The sequence below is a fragment of the Mesorhizobium sp. M7A.F.Ca.US.008.03.1.1 genome (assembly GCF_003997495.1).
Lineage (GTDB): Bacteria > Pseudomonadota > Alphaproteobacteria > Rhizobiales > Rhizobiaceae > Mesorhizobium.
Window position 1 is genome coordinate 42,617 of the sequence record NZ_RZRU01000003.1, and the last position, 18,923, is coordinate 61,539.

General features: G+C 64.1%; 16 protein-coding genes. 10 read left to right on the forward strand and 6 right to left on the reverse strand.

What is annotated here, in order from left to right; genetic code table 11:
• Positions 1–146: 146 nt before the first annotated feature.
• Genes EOA16_RS05790 through EOA16_RS05815 form a run of 6 tightly spaced genes read left to right on the forward strand, consistent with a single transcriptional unit; the run spans position 147 to position 6,872 of the window.
• Complete coding sequence (locus tag EOA16_RS05790; protein WP_127256289.1) at positions 147–1,160, forward strand: ABC transporter permease; 1,014 nt, start codon at positions 147–149, stop codon at positions 1,158–1,160.
• Entirely contained in the window at positions 1,160–2,002 is an 843-nt protein-coding gene (locus EOA16_RS05795) for an ABC transporter permease (RefSeq protein WP_127256291.1), read from the forward strand. The genes EOA16_RS05790 and EOA16_RS05795 overlap by 1 nt, the downstream gene beginning before the upstream one ends.
• 3 nt (positions 2,003–2,005) lie before the next feature.
• Positions 2,006–3,082, forward strand: a complete 1,077-nt coding sequence (locus tag EOA16_RS05800; RefSeq protein ID WP_127256292.1) for an ABC transporter ATP-binding protein — start codon at positions 2,006–2,008, stop codon at positions 3,080–3,082.
• Positions 3,079–4,110: a dipeptide ABC transporter ATP-binding protein gene (locus tag EOA16_RS05805; RefSeq protein WP_127256294.1), complete on the forward strand. Its 1,032-nt coding sequence runs from the start codon at positions 3,079–3,081 to the stop codon at positions 4,108–4,110. The genes EOA16_RS05800 and EOA16_RS05805 overlap by 4 nt, the downstream gene beginning before the upstream one ends.
• A 35-nt stretch (positions 4,111–4,145) precedes the next feature.
• A complete protein-coding gene (locus EOA16_RS05810) occupies positions 4,146–5,417 on the forward strand; it encodes a CaiB/BaiF CoA-transferase family protein (protein WP_127256296.1) in 1,272 nt (423 codons plus the stop codon).
• An 18-nt stretch (positions 5,418–5,435) separates the two neighbouring features.
• On the forward strand, positions 5,436–6,872 hold the full coding sequence (locus tag EOA16_RS05815) for an NAD-dependent succinate-semialdehyde dehydrogenase (protein WP_127256297.1): 1,437 nt from the start codon (positions 5,436–5,438) through the stop codon (positions 6,870–6,872).
• A gap of 7 nt (positions 6,873–6,879) precedes the next feature.
• On the opposite strand, the gene EOA16_RS05820 is transcribed toward EOA16_RS05815, so the two are convergent.
• A complete protein-coding gene (locus EOA16_RS05820; protein ID WP_127256940.1) occupies positions 6,880–7,518 on the reverse strand; it encodes a class II aldolase/adducin family protein in 639 nt (212 codons plus the stop codon).
• Positions 7,518–8,879, reverse strand: coding sequence for a 3-oxo-tetronate kinase (gene otnK, locus EOA16_RS05825; RefSeq protein WP_127256299.1), 1,362 nt, complete (start codon positions 8,877–8,879; stop codon positions 7,518–7,520). The genes EOA16_RS05820 and otnK overlap by 1 nt, the downstream gene beginning before the upstream one ends.
• Before the next feature lie 146 nt (positions 8,880–9,025).
• Between otnK and EOA16_RS05830 the strand changes: the two genes are divergently transcribed.
• Complete coding sequence (locus EOA16_RS05830; protein WP_127256300.1) at positions 9,026–9,763, forward strand: GntR family transcriptional regulator; 738 nt, start codon at positions 9,026–9,028, stop codon at positions 9,761–9,763.
• A gap of 34 nt (positions 9,764–9,797) precedes the next feature.
• On the opposite strand, the gene EOA16_RS05835 is transcribed toward EOA16_RS05830, so the two are convergent.
• From EOA16_RS05835 to EOA16_RS05845, 3 genes are all read right to left on the reverse strand, one after another.
• Positions 9,798–11,027: an aminotransferase class III-fold pyridoxal phosphate-dependent enzyme gene (locus tag EOA16_RS05835; RefSeq protein ID WP_127256302.1), complete on the reverse strand. Its 1,230-nt coding sequence runs from the start codon at positions 11,025–11,027 to the stop codon at positions 9,798–9,800.
• Positions 11,028–11,145: 118 nt separating this feature from the next.
• Entirely contained in the window at positions 11,146–12,708 is a 1,563-nt protein-coding gene (locus tag EOA16_RS05840; protein ID WP_164754154.1) for an ABC transporter substrate-binding protein, read from the reverse strand.
• An 89-nt stretch (positions 12,709–12,797) separates the two neighbouring features.
• Positions 12,798–14,972: an alpha-ketoacid dehydrogenase subunit alpha/beta gene (locus tag EOA16_RS05845; protein ID WP_127256305.1), complete on the reverse strand. Its 2,175-nt coding sequence runs from the start codon at positions 14,970–14,972 to the stop codon at positions 12,798–12,800.
• 301 nt (positions 14,973–15,273) lie between these two features.
• On the opposite strand from EOA16_RS05845, the gene EOA16_RS05850 reads away from it, so the two are divergent.
• On the forward strand, positions 15,274–15,555 hold the full coding sequence (locus EOA16_RS05850) for a type II toxin-antitoxin system ParD family antitoxin (protein WP_127256306.1): 282 nt from the start codon (positions 15,274–15,276) through the stop codon (positions 15,553–15,555).
• 21 nt (positions 15,556–15,576) lie between these two features.
• Positions 15,577–15,822, forward strand: a complete 246-nt coding sequence (locus EOA16_RS05855; RefSeq protein WP_127256941.1) for a type II toxin-antitoxin system RelE/ParE family toxin — start codon at positions 15,577–15,579, stop codon at positions 15,820–15,822.
• A 46-nt stretch (positions 15,823–15,868) separates the two neighbouring features.
• On the opposite strand, the gene EOA16_RS05860 is transcribed toward EOA16_RS05855, so the two are convergent.
• Entirely contained in the window at positions 15,869–16,648 is a 780-nt protein-coding gene (locus EOA16_RS05860) for a LuxR C-terminal-related transcriptional regulator (protein ID WP_127256307.1), read from the reverse strand.
• 142 nt (positions 16,649–16,790) lie between these two features.
• Between EOA16_RS05860 and EOA16_RS05865 the strand changes: the two genes are divergently transcribed.
• The gene (locus EOA16_RS05865; RefSeq protein WP_127256943.1) at positions 16,791–18,920 is read left to right on the forward strand and encodes a hydantoinase/oxoprolinase family protein; all 2,130 of its coding nucleotides are present in this window, start codon (positions 16,791–16,793) and stop codon (positions 18,918–18,920) included.
• Positions 18,921–18,923: the final 3 nt, after the last annotated feature.

The window sequence follows — 18,923 nt, forward strand, 5'->3', positions numbered from 1 at the left end:
ACGGTCTGTTGTGTCTGGTCGAAAAATGAAATTAAATTCCATTTATATTGACAGCGGCTTTGGCGGGCTGTCAATATGCTTCCATCGATGGCATGTCCCAGCGCCTTGTGCCATCTTACGAAGCCCCTCCTTGTGAAGGTAGCCACGTGTCTCGCTATATTTTGCGCCGGCTTATCGCAATGCCGTTTCTGGTGCTCGGCATCGCCACCATCGCCTTCCTGATCACCACGGTGACCAAGGGCGACCCGCTGACGGCGATCGTCGCCGAACAGCAGATGAGCAACCCGGAGGTGGTGGCCGCTGCCAAGGCGCGCTGGGGTCTCGATCGTCCGTTGCCGGAACGCTATATGATATATCTTGGTAATCTGCTGAGTGGCGATCTTGGCACCTCCTTCATCACCAAGCGCAATGTCGGCACCGACATTCTCTACCGCTTGCCGGCAACGCTCGAACTGGTTTTCGCCGCGATGATCTTCGGCACCACGCTCGGCATCGTGCTCGGCGTGCTGGCCGCATATTTCCGCAATAGCCTGATCGACCATGGCGCTCGGCTCTTTGCCCTGTTCGGCTCGTCGCTGCCGGTGTTCTGGTCGGGGCTCGGCTTGTTGTTCATTTTCTCGGTCATGCTGAATTGGCTGCCGGGGCCGGGCAGGGTTGATGCCCGCCTGGCATTGCCGCCCGGCATCACCGGCTTCCTCACCATCGATTCGCTGCTGGCTGGCGACTGGACCGTCTTCAAGGATGCGCTCTGGCACCTGCTTCTGCCGGCCTTCGTCCTCGGCTGGACGGTTTCTGGCACCATATCGCGGCTGGTGCGCGCCAACATGCTGGATGTGATGAGCCGCGAGTTCGTGCTCACCGCGCGCGCCAAGGGGGCGAGCGAATTCCGGGTCGTCATCGTGCATGCGCTGCGCAACACCATGGTGCCGACCTTGACCGTCATCGGCTATTCCTTTGCCTATCTGATCACCGGCGCGGTGCTGACCGAAACCATCTTTTCCTGGCCCGGCATGGGCTCCTATGCCGTCGAGGCGGCACGCGCGCTCGACTTCCCGGCGATCATCGGCGTCACCATCGTCGGCGGCCTCGCCTTCCTGGTCACCAACCTCATCACCGACATACTGTATGTCGTGGCCAATCCGCGCGTGAGATTGAGCTGATGTCGGCGGTCGCCACCAAATCCCGTTCCGCCGCTGTTCCCGAATGGCTGACCGCGCCTTTGGTCATCGGAACGGTCGTCATCCTGTTCTGGCTGTTCATGACGGTCTTCGCCAATCTGGTCGTGCAGTTCGATCCGCTCGAAATGGTCGCACGCCGGCTGCAGCCGCCAGGTTGGGCGCACTGGCTGGGCACCGATGCGCTCGGCCGTGATGTCTTGAGCCGCACCTTGCACGGGGCGGCGCATTCGCTGCCGATCGCGGTTCTGGTCGTCGTCTCGGCCGTTGTCATAGGCTCGCTGCTTGGCGCCATCTCCGGCTTCGTCGGCGGCCTGACCGGTGCGGCGATCATGCGGCTTGTCGACGTGACCTTGTCGTTCCCGCCGATGCTGCTCGCCATGGCCGTCGCGGCGTCGCTCGGGCCGGGCCTCGGCAATGCTGCCATCGCCATGGTGCTGGTCTGGTGGCCGTTCTATGCCCGCCTGATGCGGGCGCAGGTGCTGGAGGTGAAGGAGCGCGAGCATGTCGAGGCGGCAATCGCCGCCGGCGCCAGGCCGCGGCGCGTGCTGTTCACGCACATATTGCCGCTTTGCTGGACCCCGGTGCTGATCAGCGCCACTATGGATTTGGGCCAGGTCGTGCTGCTTGCCGCGTCGCTCAGCTTCATCGGTCTCGGCGCCACGCCGCCGACGCCCGAATGGGGCTCGATGATCTCCGATGGCGCCGTCCATTTCTATCAATGGTGGATCGCCTTCGGTCCCGGCGTCGCCATCCTCACCATCGTGCTCGGCTTCAACTTCATCGGCGATGGCTTGCGCGACATTCTCGATCCAAGGTCGGACTAGGCGATGAGCGCACAGATATCTTCAGCGCCACCGGGCGCAGTCGACAAGGCAGGCGAGCGCGAGCCGCTGCTGTCCATACGCGGCCTGCGGGTCGGGTTCCGGCGGGCGGGCGATCAGTTCGAAGCGGTGCGCGGCATCGACCTCGATGTCGCCAAGGGCGAAGTGGTCGGCATTGTCGGCGAGTCCGGCTCGGGCAAGTCCGTCGGCATGCTTGCCGCGCTCGGCCTCACGTCAAAGAACGCGGTGGTCACCGGCTCGGTCCGCTTCAACGGCGACGAACTGGTCGGCAAACCGGCGCGCGAGATGCGCAAGATCAGGGGCGCGCGCATCGCCATGATTTTCCAGGACCCGCTGTCCTCGTTGAACCCGGTGATGACCGTCGGCGCCCAGATCGCCGAAGCGGTCAGGCTGCATCAGCGCGTGACGCGCAAACAGGCGATGGCGCGCGCCGTGGAGTTGCTCCATCTGGTTGCGATCCCGCAGCCGGAGCGCCGGGTCAACCAGTATCCGCACGAGTTCTCCGGCGGCATGCGCCAGCGAGCCGTCATCGCCATGGCCGTCGCCAACGATCCCGATTTGTTGATCGCCGACGAGCCGACCACGGCGCTCGATGTCACGGTGCAGGCGCAGATTCTTTCGGTGCTGCGCTCGTTGCAGGAGCGGCTCGGTCTCGGCCTGGTGCTGATCACCCATGATCTGGGCGTCGTCGCCGGTCATGCCGACCGCGTCGCGGTCGTCTATTCCGGCCGCGTCGTCGAACAGGCTGGTGTGTCCGAGCTGTTCGCCGACCCGCGCCATCCCTACACGCGCGGCCTCATCGCCTCGATCCCCAACCTCGAGGAAAGCCGCGAGCGGCTGTTCTCGATCGACGGCTCGCCGCCCGCACTTGGGCGCTTGCCGGGCGGCTGTGCCTTCCATCCGCGCTGCATCTATTCCGAGGCACGCTGCCGGATCGAGGACCCGCCGCTGCATAACATCGGCGGGCGCTTCTCGGCTTGTCATTTCGCGACGACCTTGCCGCCCTTCCACAGCGCCTCGCTGGCGTCGGCAGGCCTGGACAGTGGAAGCGTAGCCCCATGAGCGTAGCGGAGCAATTCCAGGCGGAAACCAAACCGGCGCCGGCATTGTCGGTGCGCCATCTCGTCAAGGACTTTCCGGTTCGCGGCGGCCTCGTCTTCGACCGTGCGGTCGCCCATGTCCGTGCGGTCGCCGATGTCTCGTTCGACGTAGCGCCAGGCGAAACGCTCGGCCTTGTCGGCGAATCCGGTTGCGGCAAGTCGACCCTCGGGCGCTGCCTGATGCGCCTGATCGAGCCGACCAGCGGCGAAAGCTGGTTCCGTGGCCAGAACCTGCTCGCGCTCAATCACGAAGACATGCGCCTGATGCGGCGCTACATCCAGCTGGTCTTCCAGGACCCCTACGGGTCGCTGCATCCGCGCATGCGCATTGCCGACAACATCGCCGAGCCGCTGCGCATGAGCGACATGTCGGCGGCCGATCGCCGCGCGCGGGTTACCGAACTGCTCGAGCTGGTGCGGCTCAATCCCGAGCATGGCAGGCGTTATCCGCACGAACTGTCCGGCGGCCAGCGCCAGCGTGTCGTCATCGCCCGCGCGCTCGCGTTGAACCCGCAAGTGGTGATTCTCGACGAGCCGGTTTCGGCGCTCGATGTTTCGGTGCAGGCCGGCGTGCTCAACCTGCTCAAGGACATCCAGCAGTCCTTCGGCACCTCCTATCTTTTCATCGCCCATGACCTCTCGGTCGTGCGCCACATCTCGCATCAGGTCGCGGTGATGTATCTCGGCAAGATCGTCGAGATCGCGCCCGCGGCCGAGCTCTATTCGAGGGCGCTGCATCCCTATACCCAGGCGCTGTTGTCGGCGGTGCCGCTTGCCAATCCCGAGAAGGAGCGCAAGCGCGAGCGGATCGTCCTGACCGGCGACGTGCCGAGCCCGCTCAACCCGCCATCCGGCTGCCGCTTCCGCACGCGCTGCTTCAAGGCGCAGGCGATCTGCGCTGCCGTCGAACCGCCGCTGGATCCGGCGGGTGGTTCGCATCGTGTCGCCTGTCATTTTCCCGAGCCGGCCAACACTTTCAAGACTGTCTGATTGGCCTGCCGATTTCACTCGAAGGAATTTTGATCGTGACTGAGGACCATTCCGAGAATGCGGGTACGGCAGGACCCGCGCGCTTGCCGCTCGAAGGCATCAAGGTTCTCGATCTCTCGCGCGTGCTGGCCGGACCGTGGGCGACGATGAGCTTGGCCGATCTCGGCGCCGAAGTCTGGAAGATCGAGAACATCGATGGTGGCGATGACACTAGGGCGTGGTCGGTGCCGAGCTACAAGGGTGTCTCGACCTACTATCTCTGCGCCAATCGCGGCAAGCAGAGCATCGCGCTCGACATGAAGAGCCCTGAGGGGCTGGCCATCGTGCGCGAACTGGCGGCCAAGGCCGACATCGTTGTCGAGAATTTCCGCTCCGGCACCGCCGATCGGCTCGGTGTCGGTTTCAAGGAGCTCAGCGCCTCGAATCCACGCCTGATCTACTGCTCGATCTCCGGCTACGGCCAGACCGGGCCCGATGCCGGCCGGCCCGGCTATGATTTCGTCATGCAGGCCGAAAGCGGCCTGATGGCCATCACCGGCGAGAGCAATGGCGAGCCGATGCGTGTCGGCGTCGCCATCATCGACATCGTCTGCGGCATGGTCGCGACGCAATCGATCCTGGCATCCCTTTTCGAACGCGCGACGACCGGCAAGGGCCAGTTCCTCGACCTGTCGCTGATCGACTGTGCGCTCAGCCTGTTGATCAATGTCGGCAGCGGTTATCTCAACACCGGCCGCGAGGTCGCCCGCTACGGCAATGCGCATCCGACGGTGGTTCCCTACCAGATATTCGAGGCGTCCGACGGTAGCTTCGCGCTGGCCGTCGGTAACGACCGCCAGTTCGCGGCGCTGTGCGAGCAGGTCGTTGATCTGCCGCATCTGGCCAAGGATGCATGCTTCATCAAGGCAGGCGCGCGTGCCACCAACCGCGAGGCGCTGATCCCGCAGCTTGCCGCCGTCTTCAAGACCAGGACGCGTGATCACTGGATGACGGCCTGCGCCGCCGCCAGCGTGCCGGCCGGTACGGTAAAATCGATACCGGAAGTCTTCGACAGTCCCAATGTGCGCGAGCGCTGCCTCGTCCAGACCTTGCCGCATCCGCATCTCGGCTCCGTCGCCATGGTGCGGCCGGCGCAGGGACTGGCCGCGCAATTGACCGCCGACTTCACCGCGCCGCCGATGCTGGGCCAGGACACAGCTGCCGTGCTGGTCGAAATCCTCGGCTACAGCACCGAGACCATCGACCAGTTGATCGGCACCGGCGCCATCGGCGTCTATATGCCGGCCACCGAGCCCGTTCCTGCCTGATTTTCCAGGGAGCCCGACATGTATAAAAACGTGCTGCTGCACATCGACGGCGCATGGCGCCCGGCCCGCGACGGTCGCACCACGCCGATCGTCAATCCGTCGACGGAGGCCGAACTCGGCTCGCTCGCTCATGCCGGTGTCGACGATCTCGACGAGGCGCTCGCTGCCGCCGCCAAAGGGTTCGAGGCCTGGCGGCGCGTGTCGCCCTTCGACCGCTCCAAGCTGATGCGCAAGGCCGCCAGCATCCTGCGCGAGCGCAACGAGCACATCGCCACGCTGATGACGCTGGAGCAGGGCAAGCCGATTGCCGAATCGCGCATGGAGGCCCTCGCCGCCGCCGACATCATCGACTGGTTCGCCGAGGAGGCGCGACGTTCCTACGGCCGCATCGTGCCGGCGCGACTTGAGGGCATCAGCCAGTCTGTGGTCAAGGAACCTGTCGGCCCTGTGGCCGCCTTCACGCCGTGGAATTTTCCGCTCAACCAGGCGGTGCGCAAACTGTCGGCCGCGCTTGCCGCCGGCTGCTCGATCATCATCAAGGGTCCGGAGGAGACACCGGCCTCGCCCGCCGAACTGGTGCGCGCCTTTGTCGATGCCGGCCTGCCCGACGGTGCCTTGAACCTCGTCTACGGTACGCCGTCCGAAATCTCCGCCTATCTGATACCGCATCCGGTCATCCGCAAGATCTCCTTCACCGGCTCCACGCCGGTCGGCAAGCAACTGGCGTCGCTCGCCGGACTGCACATGAAGCGGGCGACGATGGAACTCGGCGGTCACGCGCCGGTGATCGTCCTGCCCGACGCCGATCTCGACCGTGCCGCGCGTTCGATGGTGGCGGCAAAATTCCGCAATGCCGGCCAGATCTGTGTCGCGCCGACGCGCTTTCTTGTCGATCATGCGGTCTATGATGATTTCGTCGGCCGCTTTTCCGAGGCGACACGCCAGATCAAGGTCGGTGACGGTCTTGCCGAAGGCACCACCATGGGACCGCTCGCCAATCCACGCCGCGTCCAGGCGATGGAGGAGCTGGTCCACGACGCCGTGCAGAAAGGCGCCGAACTCGTCACCGGCGGCAAGCGTATCGGCAATTCAGGCTATTTCTTCGAGCCGACGATCCTGTCCGGCGTTGGCACCGACGCCCGCGCCATGAACGAAGAGCCGTTCGGCCCGCTGGCGCTGATGACCCCGGTCAGCGGTCTCGACGAGGCCCTGGCCGAAGCCAACCGGCTGAACTACGGCCTTGCCGCCTATGGCTTCACCCGCTCGGCGGCAAGTGCCGCGAAAATGTCGTCCGGGATCGCCAGCGGCATGGTGTCGATCAACCACTACGGCCTGGCGCTGCCGGAGGTGCCGTTCGGCGGCATCAACGATTCCGGCAACGGCACCGAAGGTGGCGCCGATGCGCTGGAAAGTTACCTCAACAGCAAGTTCGTCTCGCATTTACAGGTCGATTGAGTCGCGGCTACTTCTGCTGGCCGTAGCTCTTGTAGCGCCCCCGAATGGCGGCAAGCTCGCTGCCCTCGATCAGCACCGGCGTGCCTGCGCTGCGCGCCAGCAGATATTGCCGTGCCAGGGTTTCGAGCTTGATGGTGCGGATGAGAGCCATGTCGAGGTCCGCGCCGAAGGCGATCATGCCGTGATTGGCGAGCAGGCAGGCCGTGCGGTCCTTGAGCGCCACGACGGCAACCTTGGCCAGTTCGCTTGATGCGAACAACGCATAGTCCGAACACCGCACGTCGTCGCCGCCGAAACCGGCGACCATGTAATGGAACAGCGGCAGCGGTTCGCGCAGGCACGATAGCGCAACGCAATGATCGGGATGGGCATGCACGATGGCGCCCGCCTCGGGAAACGCCTTGTAGATCTCGGCATGCATCTCCCATTCGCTCGACGGACGGAATGCACCGTCCCAGGATCCATCGAGCTGCATCGCCACCATCTGCTCCGGCCGCAGGGCGCTTGTGGCTATTCCCGTCGGCGTGATCAGCATGCCGCTTGTCGTACGCACGCTGATGTTGCCGGTGGTGCCAACATTCATCCCACTGGCATCCAGCGTCTCAGTCGCGGCGATCAGCCGGGCGCGAGCGGTTTCGGTGTCCATCACGATGCTCTCTCTGTCGCGGCCTTTGCCGGGGGCCATGTGTCGATTGCCGGCGCAATAGTGCTCGGCCGTGTCATGTCTTGCAGAACGTCGGTGAAGATGTCGGGGCCGCCGAGCTTTCCCGATTTCAGCATCAGCGCCAGCGGATCGGAAGGCAGGCCGGGAAGTTGGGCGATGGCGCGCGACAGTCCGGGGCCTTCATAGGCGCCCATGGCGATGCGGTCGATGCCGAGCGCCTTGACCACCGAACCGGCGGTCTCGCCGCCGGCGACGACAAGCCGGCGTACGCCGAGTTCACGCACCAGAATTTGTGCGATGCCGGCCAGGATCTCTTCTGCTTTCGCCGCCACCACATCGCGGCCGTGTGTCTGCTGCAGCGTTTCGACCGTCGCCTGTGGAGCGGTCGTGGCAATCGCGATCATCGCGCCGGGCAAATGCCGCCGGGCGAAGGCACGCGCTTCGGCCACGACATCGGCGCCGGCAAAGGCGCGGGCCAGATCGATCGTCAGCAGTGGATTATTCTCAGCAAAACGTTCGAGTTGCTCGATGGTGCGATCGGCGACGCTGCCGGCCAGCACCGCTGCCGGCCCTTCGACGGCCGGCAGGCTGGCGGCAACGAGGTCCCCTGAATTCACCAGCCCATGCGTGAGCCAAGCCGGCGGCAGATGCGCCGCGACCGAGGAATTGCCGGTCATCAGCGGCAGCTCGAAGGCGGCTTCCGCGATCGCCGCCAGGTCGCGCTCGCGGATCGTGTCGGTGACCAGCAGCGTCTCGCCGCGCGCGCTGTGCTCTTCTATGGCGTAGCGAATGGCTTGGGCGCCGGCATCGACGACGAGATAGGGCACCAGTCCGACCTTGCCCTTGCTCTGCGCCTGCAGCACGCGAACCAGGTTGGAATCGATCATCGGCGTCAGCGGATCGAAGCGCTTGGGCGACTCGGCCAGCAACTGAACGCCGCCGAACATATGCCCCTGATAGACCGTGCGGCCGGTCTCACATAGAGCCGGGGTGAACAGCGTCACACCGCCGCCAAGCCGCTCGAGCAGGGCTTCGGCGCAAGGGCCGATATTGCCGGCGGGCGTCGAATCGAAGGTGGCGCAGTATTTGAAGAAGATTTGCCGCGCGCCCGCTTCCACCAGCCGGTCTGCGGCCTCCAGCACCTGGCGCACCGCATCGCCGGCCGCGATGACGCGGGTCTTCAGCAGGACCACATGAGCAAGGTTGCCTGATGGGATCGGCGCGTCCAACCCGACCGTGCATCCCGTTGGGATGCCGCGCGCGACCAGCATCGACGCCAGTTCGGTGCCGCCGGTCAGGTCGTCGGCAATGGCGCCGAACAGCAGGGAAGGCATCGCGGTCATGCGGCCCGTCTCATGTCTGCCTGTTTCAGGGCGGCCCGTCTCTTGACTGCTTGTCTCATGTCGGTGGTCAGGCCATTCGTGGTATCATATACACAGCCCACGCGACGCAGGCGACGCCTGTGCGACCGCAAGAATGGAGAGCGGATGTGACTGCTTCTATCGCGCCGATCGCGCGCGACAATCTGACGACGCGTGTCTACGAGGAGCTTCGCCGCGCCATGATGGAAGGCCGTTTCTGGCCGGGCCATCGCTTCAAGATCCGCGACCTCGCCGCCAGCCTTCAGGTTTCCGAAACGCCGGTGCGCGAGGCGCTGATGCAGTTGGTGCGCGAAAAAGGCCTGGAGATGGAGGCCGGCCGCTCGATCACCGTCGCCCAGCTGTCGCTGGCCCAGTATCTGGAACTGCGCAGCATCCGTCTGCATCTCGAAGGCATGGCGGGTGCCGCGGCGACGACACGCATCGAGCCGCGCGAAATCGACCGTCTGGCGGCGGTGCATGACAGGCTGATCGCCGACGAGGACAATGGCCGCTGGTTCGAAGCCGTCCGCGACAATTGGGAATTCCATCACTCGATCTACCAGGCGGCGCAAATGCCGGAACTGCTGGCCATCATCGAGGGCATCTGGCTGCGCAACGGACCACTGGTGAACTATCAATACCCGCACGCCAGGCCGACCTATGACGGCCGCCACCGGCATCTCGACATCCTCGACGCGCTGCGGGCGCGTGACGAGAACGGCGTGCGCAAGGGCATTCAGCAGGACATGATCGAAGGCGGCCGCTTGCTGGTCAAGGTGCTCGAACGGCTGAACGACGGTTCGGTCACGCCCGAGGAACTGCGCCGCGCCGCACAGAACGGCCGCCTGGTGTCGGCTGCTGGCTGAACGATTTGTTCCTTGCCACCGCATCGGCGCCGGTTCACGCCACCTGCGCCGCCGCGGCCATGCCGGAATCGGCGGCCTGCAGCGCGAGATCAATGTCTTTTGCGGTGTGCGCGGCGCTCAGGAACATGTTGTGTCGGGGATGGAAATAGGCGCCTTCGCGCAAGGCGGCCGAGCAGAAGGCATCGGCCTTTTTGAATTCGGTATCACCGTCGAACAGCACCATCGGCATCGACACCGGGCCGGTCTGGCGCAGCGACAGGCCATGCTTCTTCGCCGCCGCGTCGAGGCCTGAGCGCAACCTGTCGCCGGCTTGCGTCATGTGGGCAATCGCATCGGTATCGCGCAGCGTGTTGATGGTGGCGATCGCGGCGGCCATGGCGACAGCGCCGTACCAGAACGATCCCGTCACATAGACCTTGGTCGCGGCTTCGCGAAAACGGTCGGTGCCGGTGATCGCGGCGAGCGGGTAGCCATTGGCGATTGCCTTCGAGAAGGCGGACAGGTCCGGCCGTACGCCGAGCGGCTCCCAGCTGCCGGCGAGATCGATGCGGAAACCGGCCCTGACATCGTCGACGATCAGTGCTGCGTCGGCGGCGGTGGTGAGTTCGCGCGCCCGTCGGGAAAACGCGGCGGTCGGCAGCTCCTGGTCGCGGGCGATGTCGTGCCGGAAGGCGGTGACGACGACCGCTGCAAGATCATCCCCAGCCTGCTCGACCGCAGTCTCCAGGCTGGCAATGTCATTGTAGTCGAAATGGATCAGATGGGCGCGGTCCTCGGCGGTGACACCGGCCAGCGAAGGCGTGCACCACGGCACGGCGCCGTGATAGGAGCCGCGCGCGACCAGCACCTTGCGCCGGCCAGTGCCGGCGCGCGCGATCGTCACGCAAGCAGTGGTAGCGTCGGTGCCGTTCTTCTGCAGCATCGCCCAGTCGGCATGCGCGACCGTCTTGACCAGCAACTCCGCCAGTTCGACCAGCACTTCGCCGGGGCCGTTCATCGCATCGCCCAGGCGACGCTGCCGCTCGGCTGCTGCCTCGACCGCCTGGTGATGGTGGCCGAGGATGTTGGGGCCCCAACTGCACATCAGGTCGACGTATTCGCGCCCATCGACGTCCCAGACCCGGCAGCCGTCGGCACGCTCGAAGAACTGTGGATAGGCTGAGCCGAGATAGCGCGTCGCCATGTGTCCCCACATGCCGCCCGGAATGACCGAGGCCGCACGCTCGCGCAGCAACTGGTCCTTGGAGTTGATCAGGGAAGGCATAGCGAGGTCTCCGCTCATTGATATATCATATATTGAATCTGGTGCTGGAAGCACAAAATTTGCTGATCGTCCAGGATGAGGATGCGGGAGGCGGCAGGACGCCTCCCGCATCTTTCGCTCAGTGGCTGAGTTCTGCCAGCGGCAGGTTGCAGCAGGCGCTGTAGCGCACGCCCTTGACGTCCGACTTGTAGGCCAGGATCAGGTTCGGGCTGATCAGCGGCAGGATGATCCTGTCCTTGATCATTTCCTCGCCGGCCTGGTGCCACAGCTTGGCGGCCTCGTCGCCGCTTGCTGCAAGGGCTGCCTTGTAGATCTCCGCTTCCTTCGGGTTGAGCACCGACGGGTCGCGCTCCGCGCCGGCGCGGCGCGACCACGGGCTGCCCTTGGTCATGGCGAAATAATCGATGTATTGCGAGGTGCCGTAATAGTCCGGCGCGTAGAACACCGCCGTCATCGGGATGCCGTCGCCATTGACGCGTTCGCGCCAGTTGGCGAAGGGGATCGGCTGCAGGTCGAGCTTGATGTTGATCTTCGCCAGATCCTGCTGGACCTTCTGCATCAGGAGCGACAGGTCGACGCCGTAGACGTTCATGCCGGGAAACGCCGCTTCCATCTCGAAGCCGTCGGCATAGCCGGCCTTGGTCAGCAGTTCCTTTGCCTTGGCAACGTCATAGGGCTGCGCCTCGAAGCCCGAGCCGCCGGGGAAGCCAAGCGGGATCGGCGCGCTGATCAGCTGGCCCTCGGAGCCGATGGTGAAGTCTAGGATGCTCGGACGGTCTAGGCCGAGCGAGATGGCTTCACGCACTTCGGGCGTCAGCGGAACCTTGTTGGCCTTGGCGCCGGGTGACAGCGCCACATAGATGAAGTTGTAGGACGGCACGGTCTCGATCTTCACGTCGCTGCCGGTCATCGTCTTGGCCGTGTCCGGGTCGATCTGCATGGCGATGTCGGCGGTGCCGCTCTGCAGCATCTGCGCCTGCGCCACCGCATCCTTGGTCTGGCGGATAACGACTTCGCTCAGCGCCGGCGCGGTGCGCCAGTATTTGTCGTTGCGCGCCAGCCGCAATTCCGAATTGGGCTCATAGGATTTCAGCACGAACGGTGCGCTGCCGGCTGAATGCGCCAGGAACCAAGCCTCGGCATTGTCTGTCGTCGAGGCGTCCGCATCGGCCCTGGCGCCGGCTTCGGAAGCGACCTTGCTGTTGACGACCGCTGCGTAGGGCGCCGCCGCGATGTTGAGGAATTCGGAGCTCGGCGCGACCATCTTGACGACGACCGTATGCGCGTCCGGGGTCTCGATATCAGCCACATTGTCCATCAGGAATGAGGCGCTGCCCTTGAGGTTCTTCAGCCGCTCCCAGGACCATTTGACGTCCTTGGCCTCGACCGGCGAACCGTCCGAGAACTTGGCGGCCGGGTCGAGCGTGAAGGTGAAGCTGCTCTGGTCGGCATTGCCTTCCCACTTCGAGGCGAGCAGCGGGATCAGCTTGTTGTCCTTGTCCAGCGTCAGCAGCGATTCATAGACGCTGGAATTGTAGATCTGGCAGGTGTCGCAGAAGGCGCGGTGCGGATCGAGCGAGTTGAGGTCGATGTTGCGTGCGATGACCAGCGGCTTGCTGTCCTGCGCGAAGGTGGCCGGCGCCCAGAAGGCGCTGGTGGCCAGCAGCACGGCTGCCAGCATCGTTGCCCTGGTCTTGGCTCTTGGTAGGATCGTCATGTTCATTTTATTCTCCCATTTTCTTGTCGAATCTTTGTGGCAATGCGTTCGCTCTATCCACCCACGGCAGTGAGGGATTGAAGCGCGGCCTTGAGCTTTTCAGCGCCGCCCAATGCGGCGCGGTTGAGCGGGGCCGATACGACGGGAGCCGAGAGGCTTCCCGTCACATGCAGGATCTCGTGATCGAGATAGTCGAACACGCGATCCTGAATCTCTTGTGTCAGTCGTCCGCCAAGCGACAGCCCACGCTGCACCTGTTCGACGACGGCCACCCGGTTGGTCTTGCGGATCGAGGTTTCCACCAGCGGCCAGTCGAGCCCGGTCGGATCGAGGCTGCGCAGGTCGATGATCTCGGCATCGACGCCGGTCTCCTCGACGACCTGGCTGGCGACAGCAACCATGCTGGCGCTGGCGAGCAGTGTGCAGGCGCTGCCCGGCCTGACGATCTTCGCCTTGCCGAGCCGCACGCAATAGTCGCGGTCGTCCGTCGGGACAGGACCCTCGCTCGGGAACAGTTCGACATGCTCTATGACGACGACCGGATCGTCGCATTTCAGCGCCGAATTCATCAGGCCGATATAGTCGAACGGCGTCGTCGGCGCGACGATGCGCCAGCCGGGATAGAGCGCGAAAAGCCCGGACGGATCGCCCGAATGCTGCGAGCCGTAGCCGGTGTGCGGCGAGACGCGCACCCTGACCACGATCGGCACCGGAAAGCCGCCGCCGAACATATGCCGCACCTTGCTGACCGCGTTGAACAGCTGGTCGGCGGCAACCAGGCAGAAGTCGCCGAACATGATCTCGACGATCGGTCGCAAGCCGCAAAGCGCTGCACCCAGCGCTACGCCGACAAAACCGTTCTCGGCGATCGGCATCGCCAGCACGCGCTCCGGCCAGCGTTCCAGCGCGCCCTTTGTGGCGCCCGACACGCCGCCGCGCAGCCGGTGCACATCCTCGCCCATGATGATGATGCGCGGGTCCTGCTCCATGGCGCGAGCGATGACCTCGGACGCTGCAACCATGAACTTGACCGGCCTGGTGTCGGCCGGCGGCACGTCCTCGATCTCGAGGAAGCGCTCGTCCCTCAGCTCAGACAGGTCGCCTCGTATCTGGTTGTCGACGTCGCTTGGGTCCGGCCACAGATGGTCGGGAATGCGCAGCGCATTGCCGCTCATTTCGGTGAGCGAATCGGTTGCGGTGTTGACGACGTCCATGACGCGCTGGTCGAGTGTGCCGAGGTCGGAGGCGTTGAGAATGCCCATCGTCTTCAGGCGGGCAGCCATTGTCACAAGCGGATCACGCGCTTTCCAGGCTTCCTCTTCGGCCCGTGTGCGGTAGCCGAATTCGCTGCCCGGGCGGGCGCCGCTCTGATGTAAAAAACGATAGCAGAGCGCCTCGACCAATACCGGGCCACCGTCTTCCTCGATCGCCCGGCGCGCCTCGCGCATGGCATGGTGGACTGCCACCACATCCATGCCGTCGCATTCGATGCCGCGAAAGCCGAGCATTGGGCCGCGCGACGCCAACCGCGTCTCGCGCGTCTGCTCGTTGATGTGCGTCGAGACGGCATAGAGATTGTTTTCGGCGAAAAAGATTACCGGCAACCGGTAGAGCGCGGCGATGTTCATCGCCTCATAGGCCGGCCCCGCCATCATCGTGCCGTCGCCGAAGAAGGCCACGGAGATGTTGCCGGTGCCGAGCAATTTGTCGGCGAGCGCGTAGCCGGCCGCGTGCGGCAGGTTGCCACCGATGATGGCGCTGGTACCAGGAATCCCCGAGGCGTCGTCGCGCATATGCATCGAGCCGCCACGGCCTCCGCAATAGCCTGACTTGAGGCCCATGATCTCGGCCATCAGGCCGCGAACCGAGCCCTGCATGTCCGGATTGAAAGCGTCGCCCAGCGGGTCGAATCCCCTGGGCGTCTGCGCGTTGACCAGCTTGGCCAACACCTGGTGATGGGCGCGATGGGTGCCGTTGATGCGGTCGCCAGTGCCGAGCACGGACATCGCGCCGACCGCCGTCGCCTCCTGGCCGATGCTGGCGTGCGCTGGACCATGCACCAGCCCGGCATTGGCGAGATCGAGCACTTTTTCTTCGAAACGACGGATGAGCAGCATCTGATGATACCAGCGCACCAGGTTCGAAACCTCGGCGTCGTCCCAGTCAGAATCGTCGACGTCTAGCCGCAACCAGGGCGCCGATGGCTGGATCGATGTCTGCTGGACCATGTCAGCTATTTCCGTTCTGGTAGATGATATATCAAATATTTTCTCAGTCGATCTCGGCGGGTCATTTTTCCTGGGCACCGCAACTGGCATGCGGGGGATCGTAAATGGAATTAAATTTCATTTTCTGCGCAAAACCGAGACTAAGCCGGGGCGGCCGCGTTCCGCAAGAGGAATTTTGAAGCGCGCTTTGGGTCATCCACTCTTGAGGGAGAATGCCGGATTGCGGTGAAAGACGGCGTCAGATTTCAGGTGCGATCCCATGTCGGTATGATATCATCACACCAACGTTACAGGAGAAATCATGGCCGCTACCGAAAAACGCACCTTCAGCCTACCAGCAGAGCAGGCTGCTTTTATCGACCATCTCGTGAAATCGGGAACCTATGCGACCAGTAGCGAAGTGATCCGCGCCGGGCTTCGCGCCCTGCAGGAGCGCGACGCGGCCATAGAGCGTTGGCTGCGCGAGGAAGTCGCGCCGACCTATGACAAATGGAAGGCAGATCCTTCCCGAGTTATCCCAGCCAACCAGGCTTTTGACGACATCCGCGCTCACCACGCCGCCCGCTTTAAGAGGGATGTGTGAAGCGCCGGCGGACTTAAATGGATATACGACACCATCGAGATCGCCGCCGGCAACCTCACGGCCATACGCTATATCGAGCGTATCGAAGCCTACTGCCAGGGTCTCGACTACGCCTCGGAGCGCGGAACACGCCGTGACGATCTGCGGCCAGGGCTTCGGGTTGTCGGTTTCGAGCGCCGTGCAACGGTGACCTTTACAGTGGAATCCGACCAAGTGGTGATTTTCCGTGTGTTCTATGGCGGCGCCAATTGGGAGGATGAGCTCTAACCTGCAACGGGAAAAAGCGTAAACCGCTTAGCTGTCCGAACCCCGGCTATCGGTCGACCCGATGCTGAAAAAACTGCAAAAACAGTTCCCGCTCCGTGGTGATGTCGAGCTTCTCATAGATGCGCCGGCGATGGTTCTTGACCGTGCCGACGGTGATGCCGAGGCGCTCGGCGATGTTTGCCGTCGGGTGACCGGCGAGGATCAGCTGGACCAGCTCCCGCTCGCGCAGCGACAGCTCCGGCCACAGGCTGGCCGGAATGGTCGGCTCCTGCCGGGGCGAGGCGCCGGGGCCGGTCGGCGCCGACGTGCGGGAGAATTCGGTTCCGCGCGCCTTGATGTCGAGCGCATGCAGCGCCTCGAACACCGGCAGCCGCTCATCCAGCAGGGCGATCTCGCTATCCTTGAATGACATGGTCGAGCGGTCGAGGAAAATGCCGAGGCACCAGTCGCCGCCATCGGCAAGCATGATGCCGACCTCGTCGCAGATCTCCGACTGCGCCAGGAAGCCGGCAATGTACTGGCCGCGCTTGGCCTCGTCGTCGGCAAGCCGCTTCAGCGGCATGATGCCCAGCCTTCGCTCGCGCCGCCACGAGGCATAGAACGGGTCGAACACGTAGTAATTGTCGAGATAGCGCCTGACCATCTCATCCGAGAAGCGCCGGTGCTTGATGAATTCCGGTGTCTGCGTCGCCGAGTAGCGCGTCACCGTGACGAGGTCGTGCTCGATGTCGGCGCCGATCAGGTCAATCATGCAGTCTACATGCCTGTCCGTGCCGGTGGCGGCGATCGCCCTGGCGAGCGGCGCCCAGATATTGCCCATGCGCATGCCCTTTTCTCGGTGATGTCAGCCCAACCGTCATTGTGTCTTTAGGCATATGGCGCGAAGCCCCCTGTCGAATCTAGCCTGGCGTCAACCTAGACCAGATCCCGAGGCGACCGTGACCCAGCCAAACCTGACCAGTCCAATCATTGGCAATCCAATCGTCATTGGCATCGACGCCGGCGGCACCATGACCGACACGATCCTTGTCGATCAGGACGGCCACTTCAAGATCGGCAAGTCTGCGACCACGCCGAAGAACGAAGCCGAAGGCTTCTTGGCCTCGGCCGAGGACGCCGCGGATGCCTGGGGCATCTCGCTGGAATCACTGTTTTCCGGCGTCAACGTCGTGCTCTATTCCGGCACCGGCATGCTCAACACGCTGCTGTCGCGCACGGGTCGCCGGCTCGGCCTGATTACAACCAAGGGCCTCGAGGACATGATCCTGATGGGCCGCGGCCTGCAGGCCTGGGCCGACTATTCCTATGCCGACCGGCTGCATGCCGTCACCCATCACCATCCCGATCCGCTGGTGCCGCGCCGCCGCACGCATGGCGTCACCGAGCGCATCGACCAGTTCGGCGACATCGTGCTGCCGCTCTACGAGCATGAGGTCTCCGCCGCCGCCAAAAAGCTGATCACCGACAAGGTCGAGGCGATCTGCATCATGACCATCTTCTCGCATGTCAATCCGGTGCACGAGAAGCGCATTGCCGAGATCTGCCGCGAGGAGGTCCAGAAGGCCGGCGCCGACATCATCGTCTACACCAGCCACGAGGTCCGCCCGGTCATCCGCGAGCAGTCGCGGCTGAACTCGGTGCTGATCGAGGCCTATGCAACCTCGCGTGGCCGCAAGCAGCTTAGGGGTATCGAGGACGTCTCGAAGAAATACGGCTTCAAGTATGGCGTGCAGACGCTGCTGTCCTTCGGCGGCCTGACCTCGATCAACCATCCGCGCCTGCATGAAACCATGATCTCCGGCCCGATCGGCGGCATCCTTGGTGCGGCCTATGTCGGCAAGCTGATCGGCAATGATTCGCTGATCTGCTCGGATATGGGCGGCACCTCCTTCGACATGGGCGTCATCACACGTGGTCAGACGCGGATCGAGAACGAGCCGCTGATGGACCGTTTCAAGCTCAACGTGCCGACGTTGCATCTCGACACGATCGGCGCCGGCGCCGGCATGATCCTCAAGGTCGATCCCCTGACCAAGAAGGTCTCGCTCGGGCCGGAAAGCGCCGGCTCCGACCCCGGCCCGATCTGCTTCGATCGCGGCGGCACCGAGCCCACCATCGCCGACTGCGACGCCATCCTCGGCCGCCTCAACCCGCACTATTTCCTCGGCGGCAAGGTCGTGCTGCAGGTCGAAAAAGCCCGCCGCGCCTTCCAGGAGAAATGCTCCGACATATTGGGCGTCGGGCTGGAAGAAGCCGCCGAAGGCATGATCGACATGCTGGAGTCCGATGCCAACAACGCGCTGCGCCGCGTCATCTCGGGCCAAGGCATCCATCCCTCCGAATTCACGCTGCTGTCATACGGCGGCTCCGGTCCGTTGCATCTGGCCGGCTGCTCCAGGGGCATCGGCTTCAAGGACATCATCACCTTCCAGTTCGCCGCCGCCTTCTCCGCCTTCGGCTGCACCACGGCCGATTTCATGCGCCGGCATTCGGTGTCGACGCAGCACGACATCCCGTCACGCGCCGATGAGGCGACGCTGGCCGCCTTCGGCGCGAAGGTGACGACAGTGTGGAACGACCTGACCAAGGCCGCGGTCGACGAGATGATCGCCGACGGCCATGCGCGCGAAAAAATCAAGACGGTGCCGTTCCTGATGATGCGCTACACCGGCCAGCTTGAGGACGTCGAGGTCATGGCGCCGCTTTCCGAGGTCAACTCGGCCGACGATATGCGTAGGGTTATCGACGAATTCGAGGCGGTCTATGCCAAGGTCAACCATCGCGTGTCGCGCTATGGCGAAGCTGGCTTCACCATCACCGAGCTCGGGTTGATCGCCACCGCCGACAAGGTCAAGCCGGTGCTGCTCAAGCGACCGCTCGGCAAGTCGGATCCGACCGCCGCCCACAAGGGCGTGCGCGAGGCCTACATTGGCGGGCGCTGGCACAAGGCCAACCTCTATGAGATGGATCTCCTGCAGCCCGGCCACGAAGTGACCGGCCCGGCCATCATCGAACATCCCGCCACCACGCTCGTCGTTCATCCGCAGGACCGCGTCCATGTCGATGAATGGACGCTGCTGCACTACACCCACGCTTGAGAG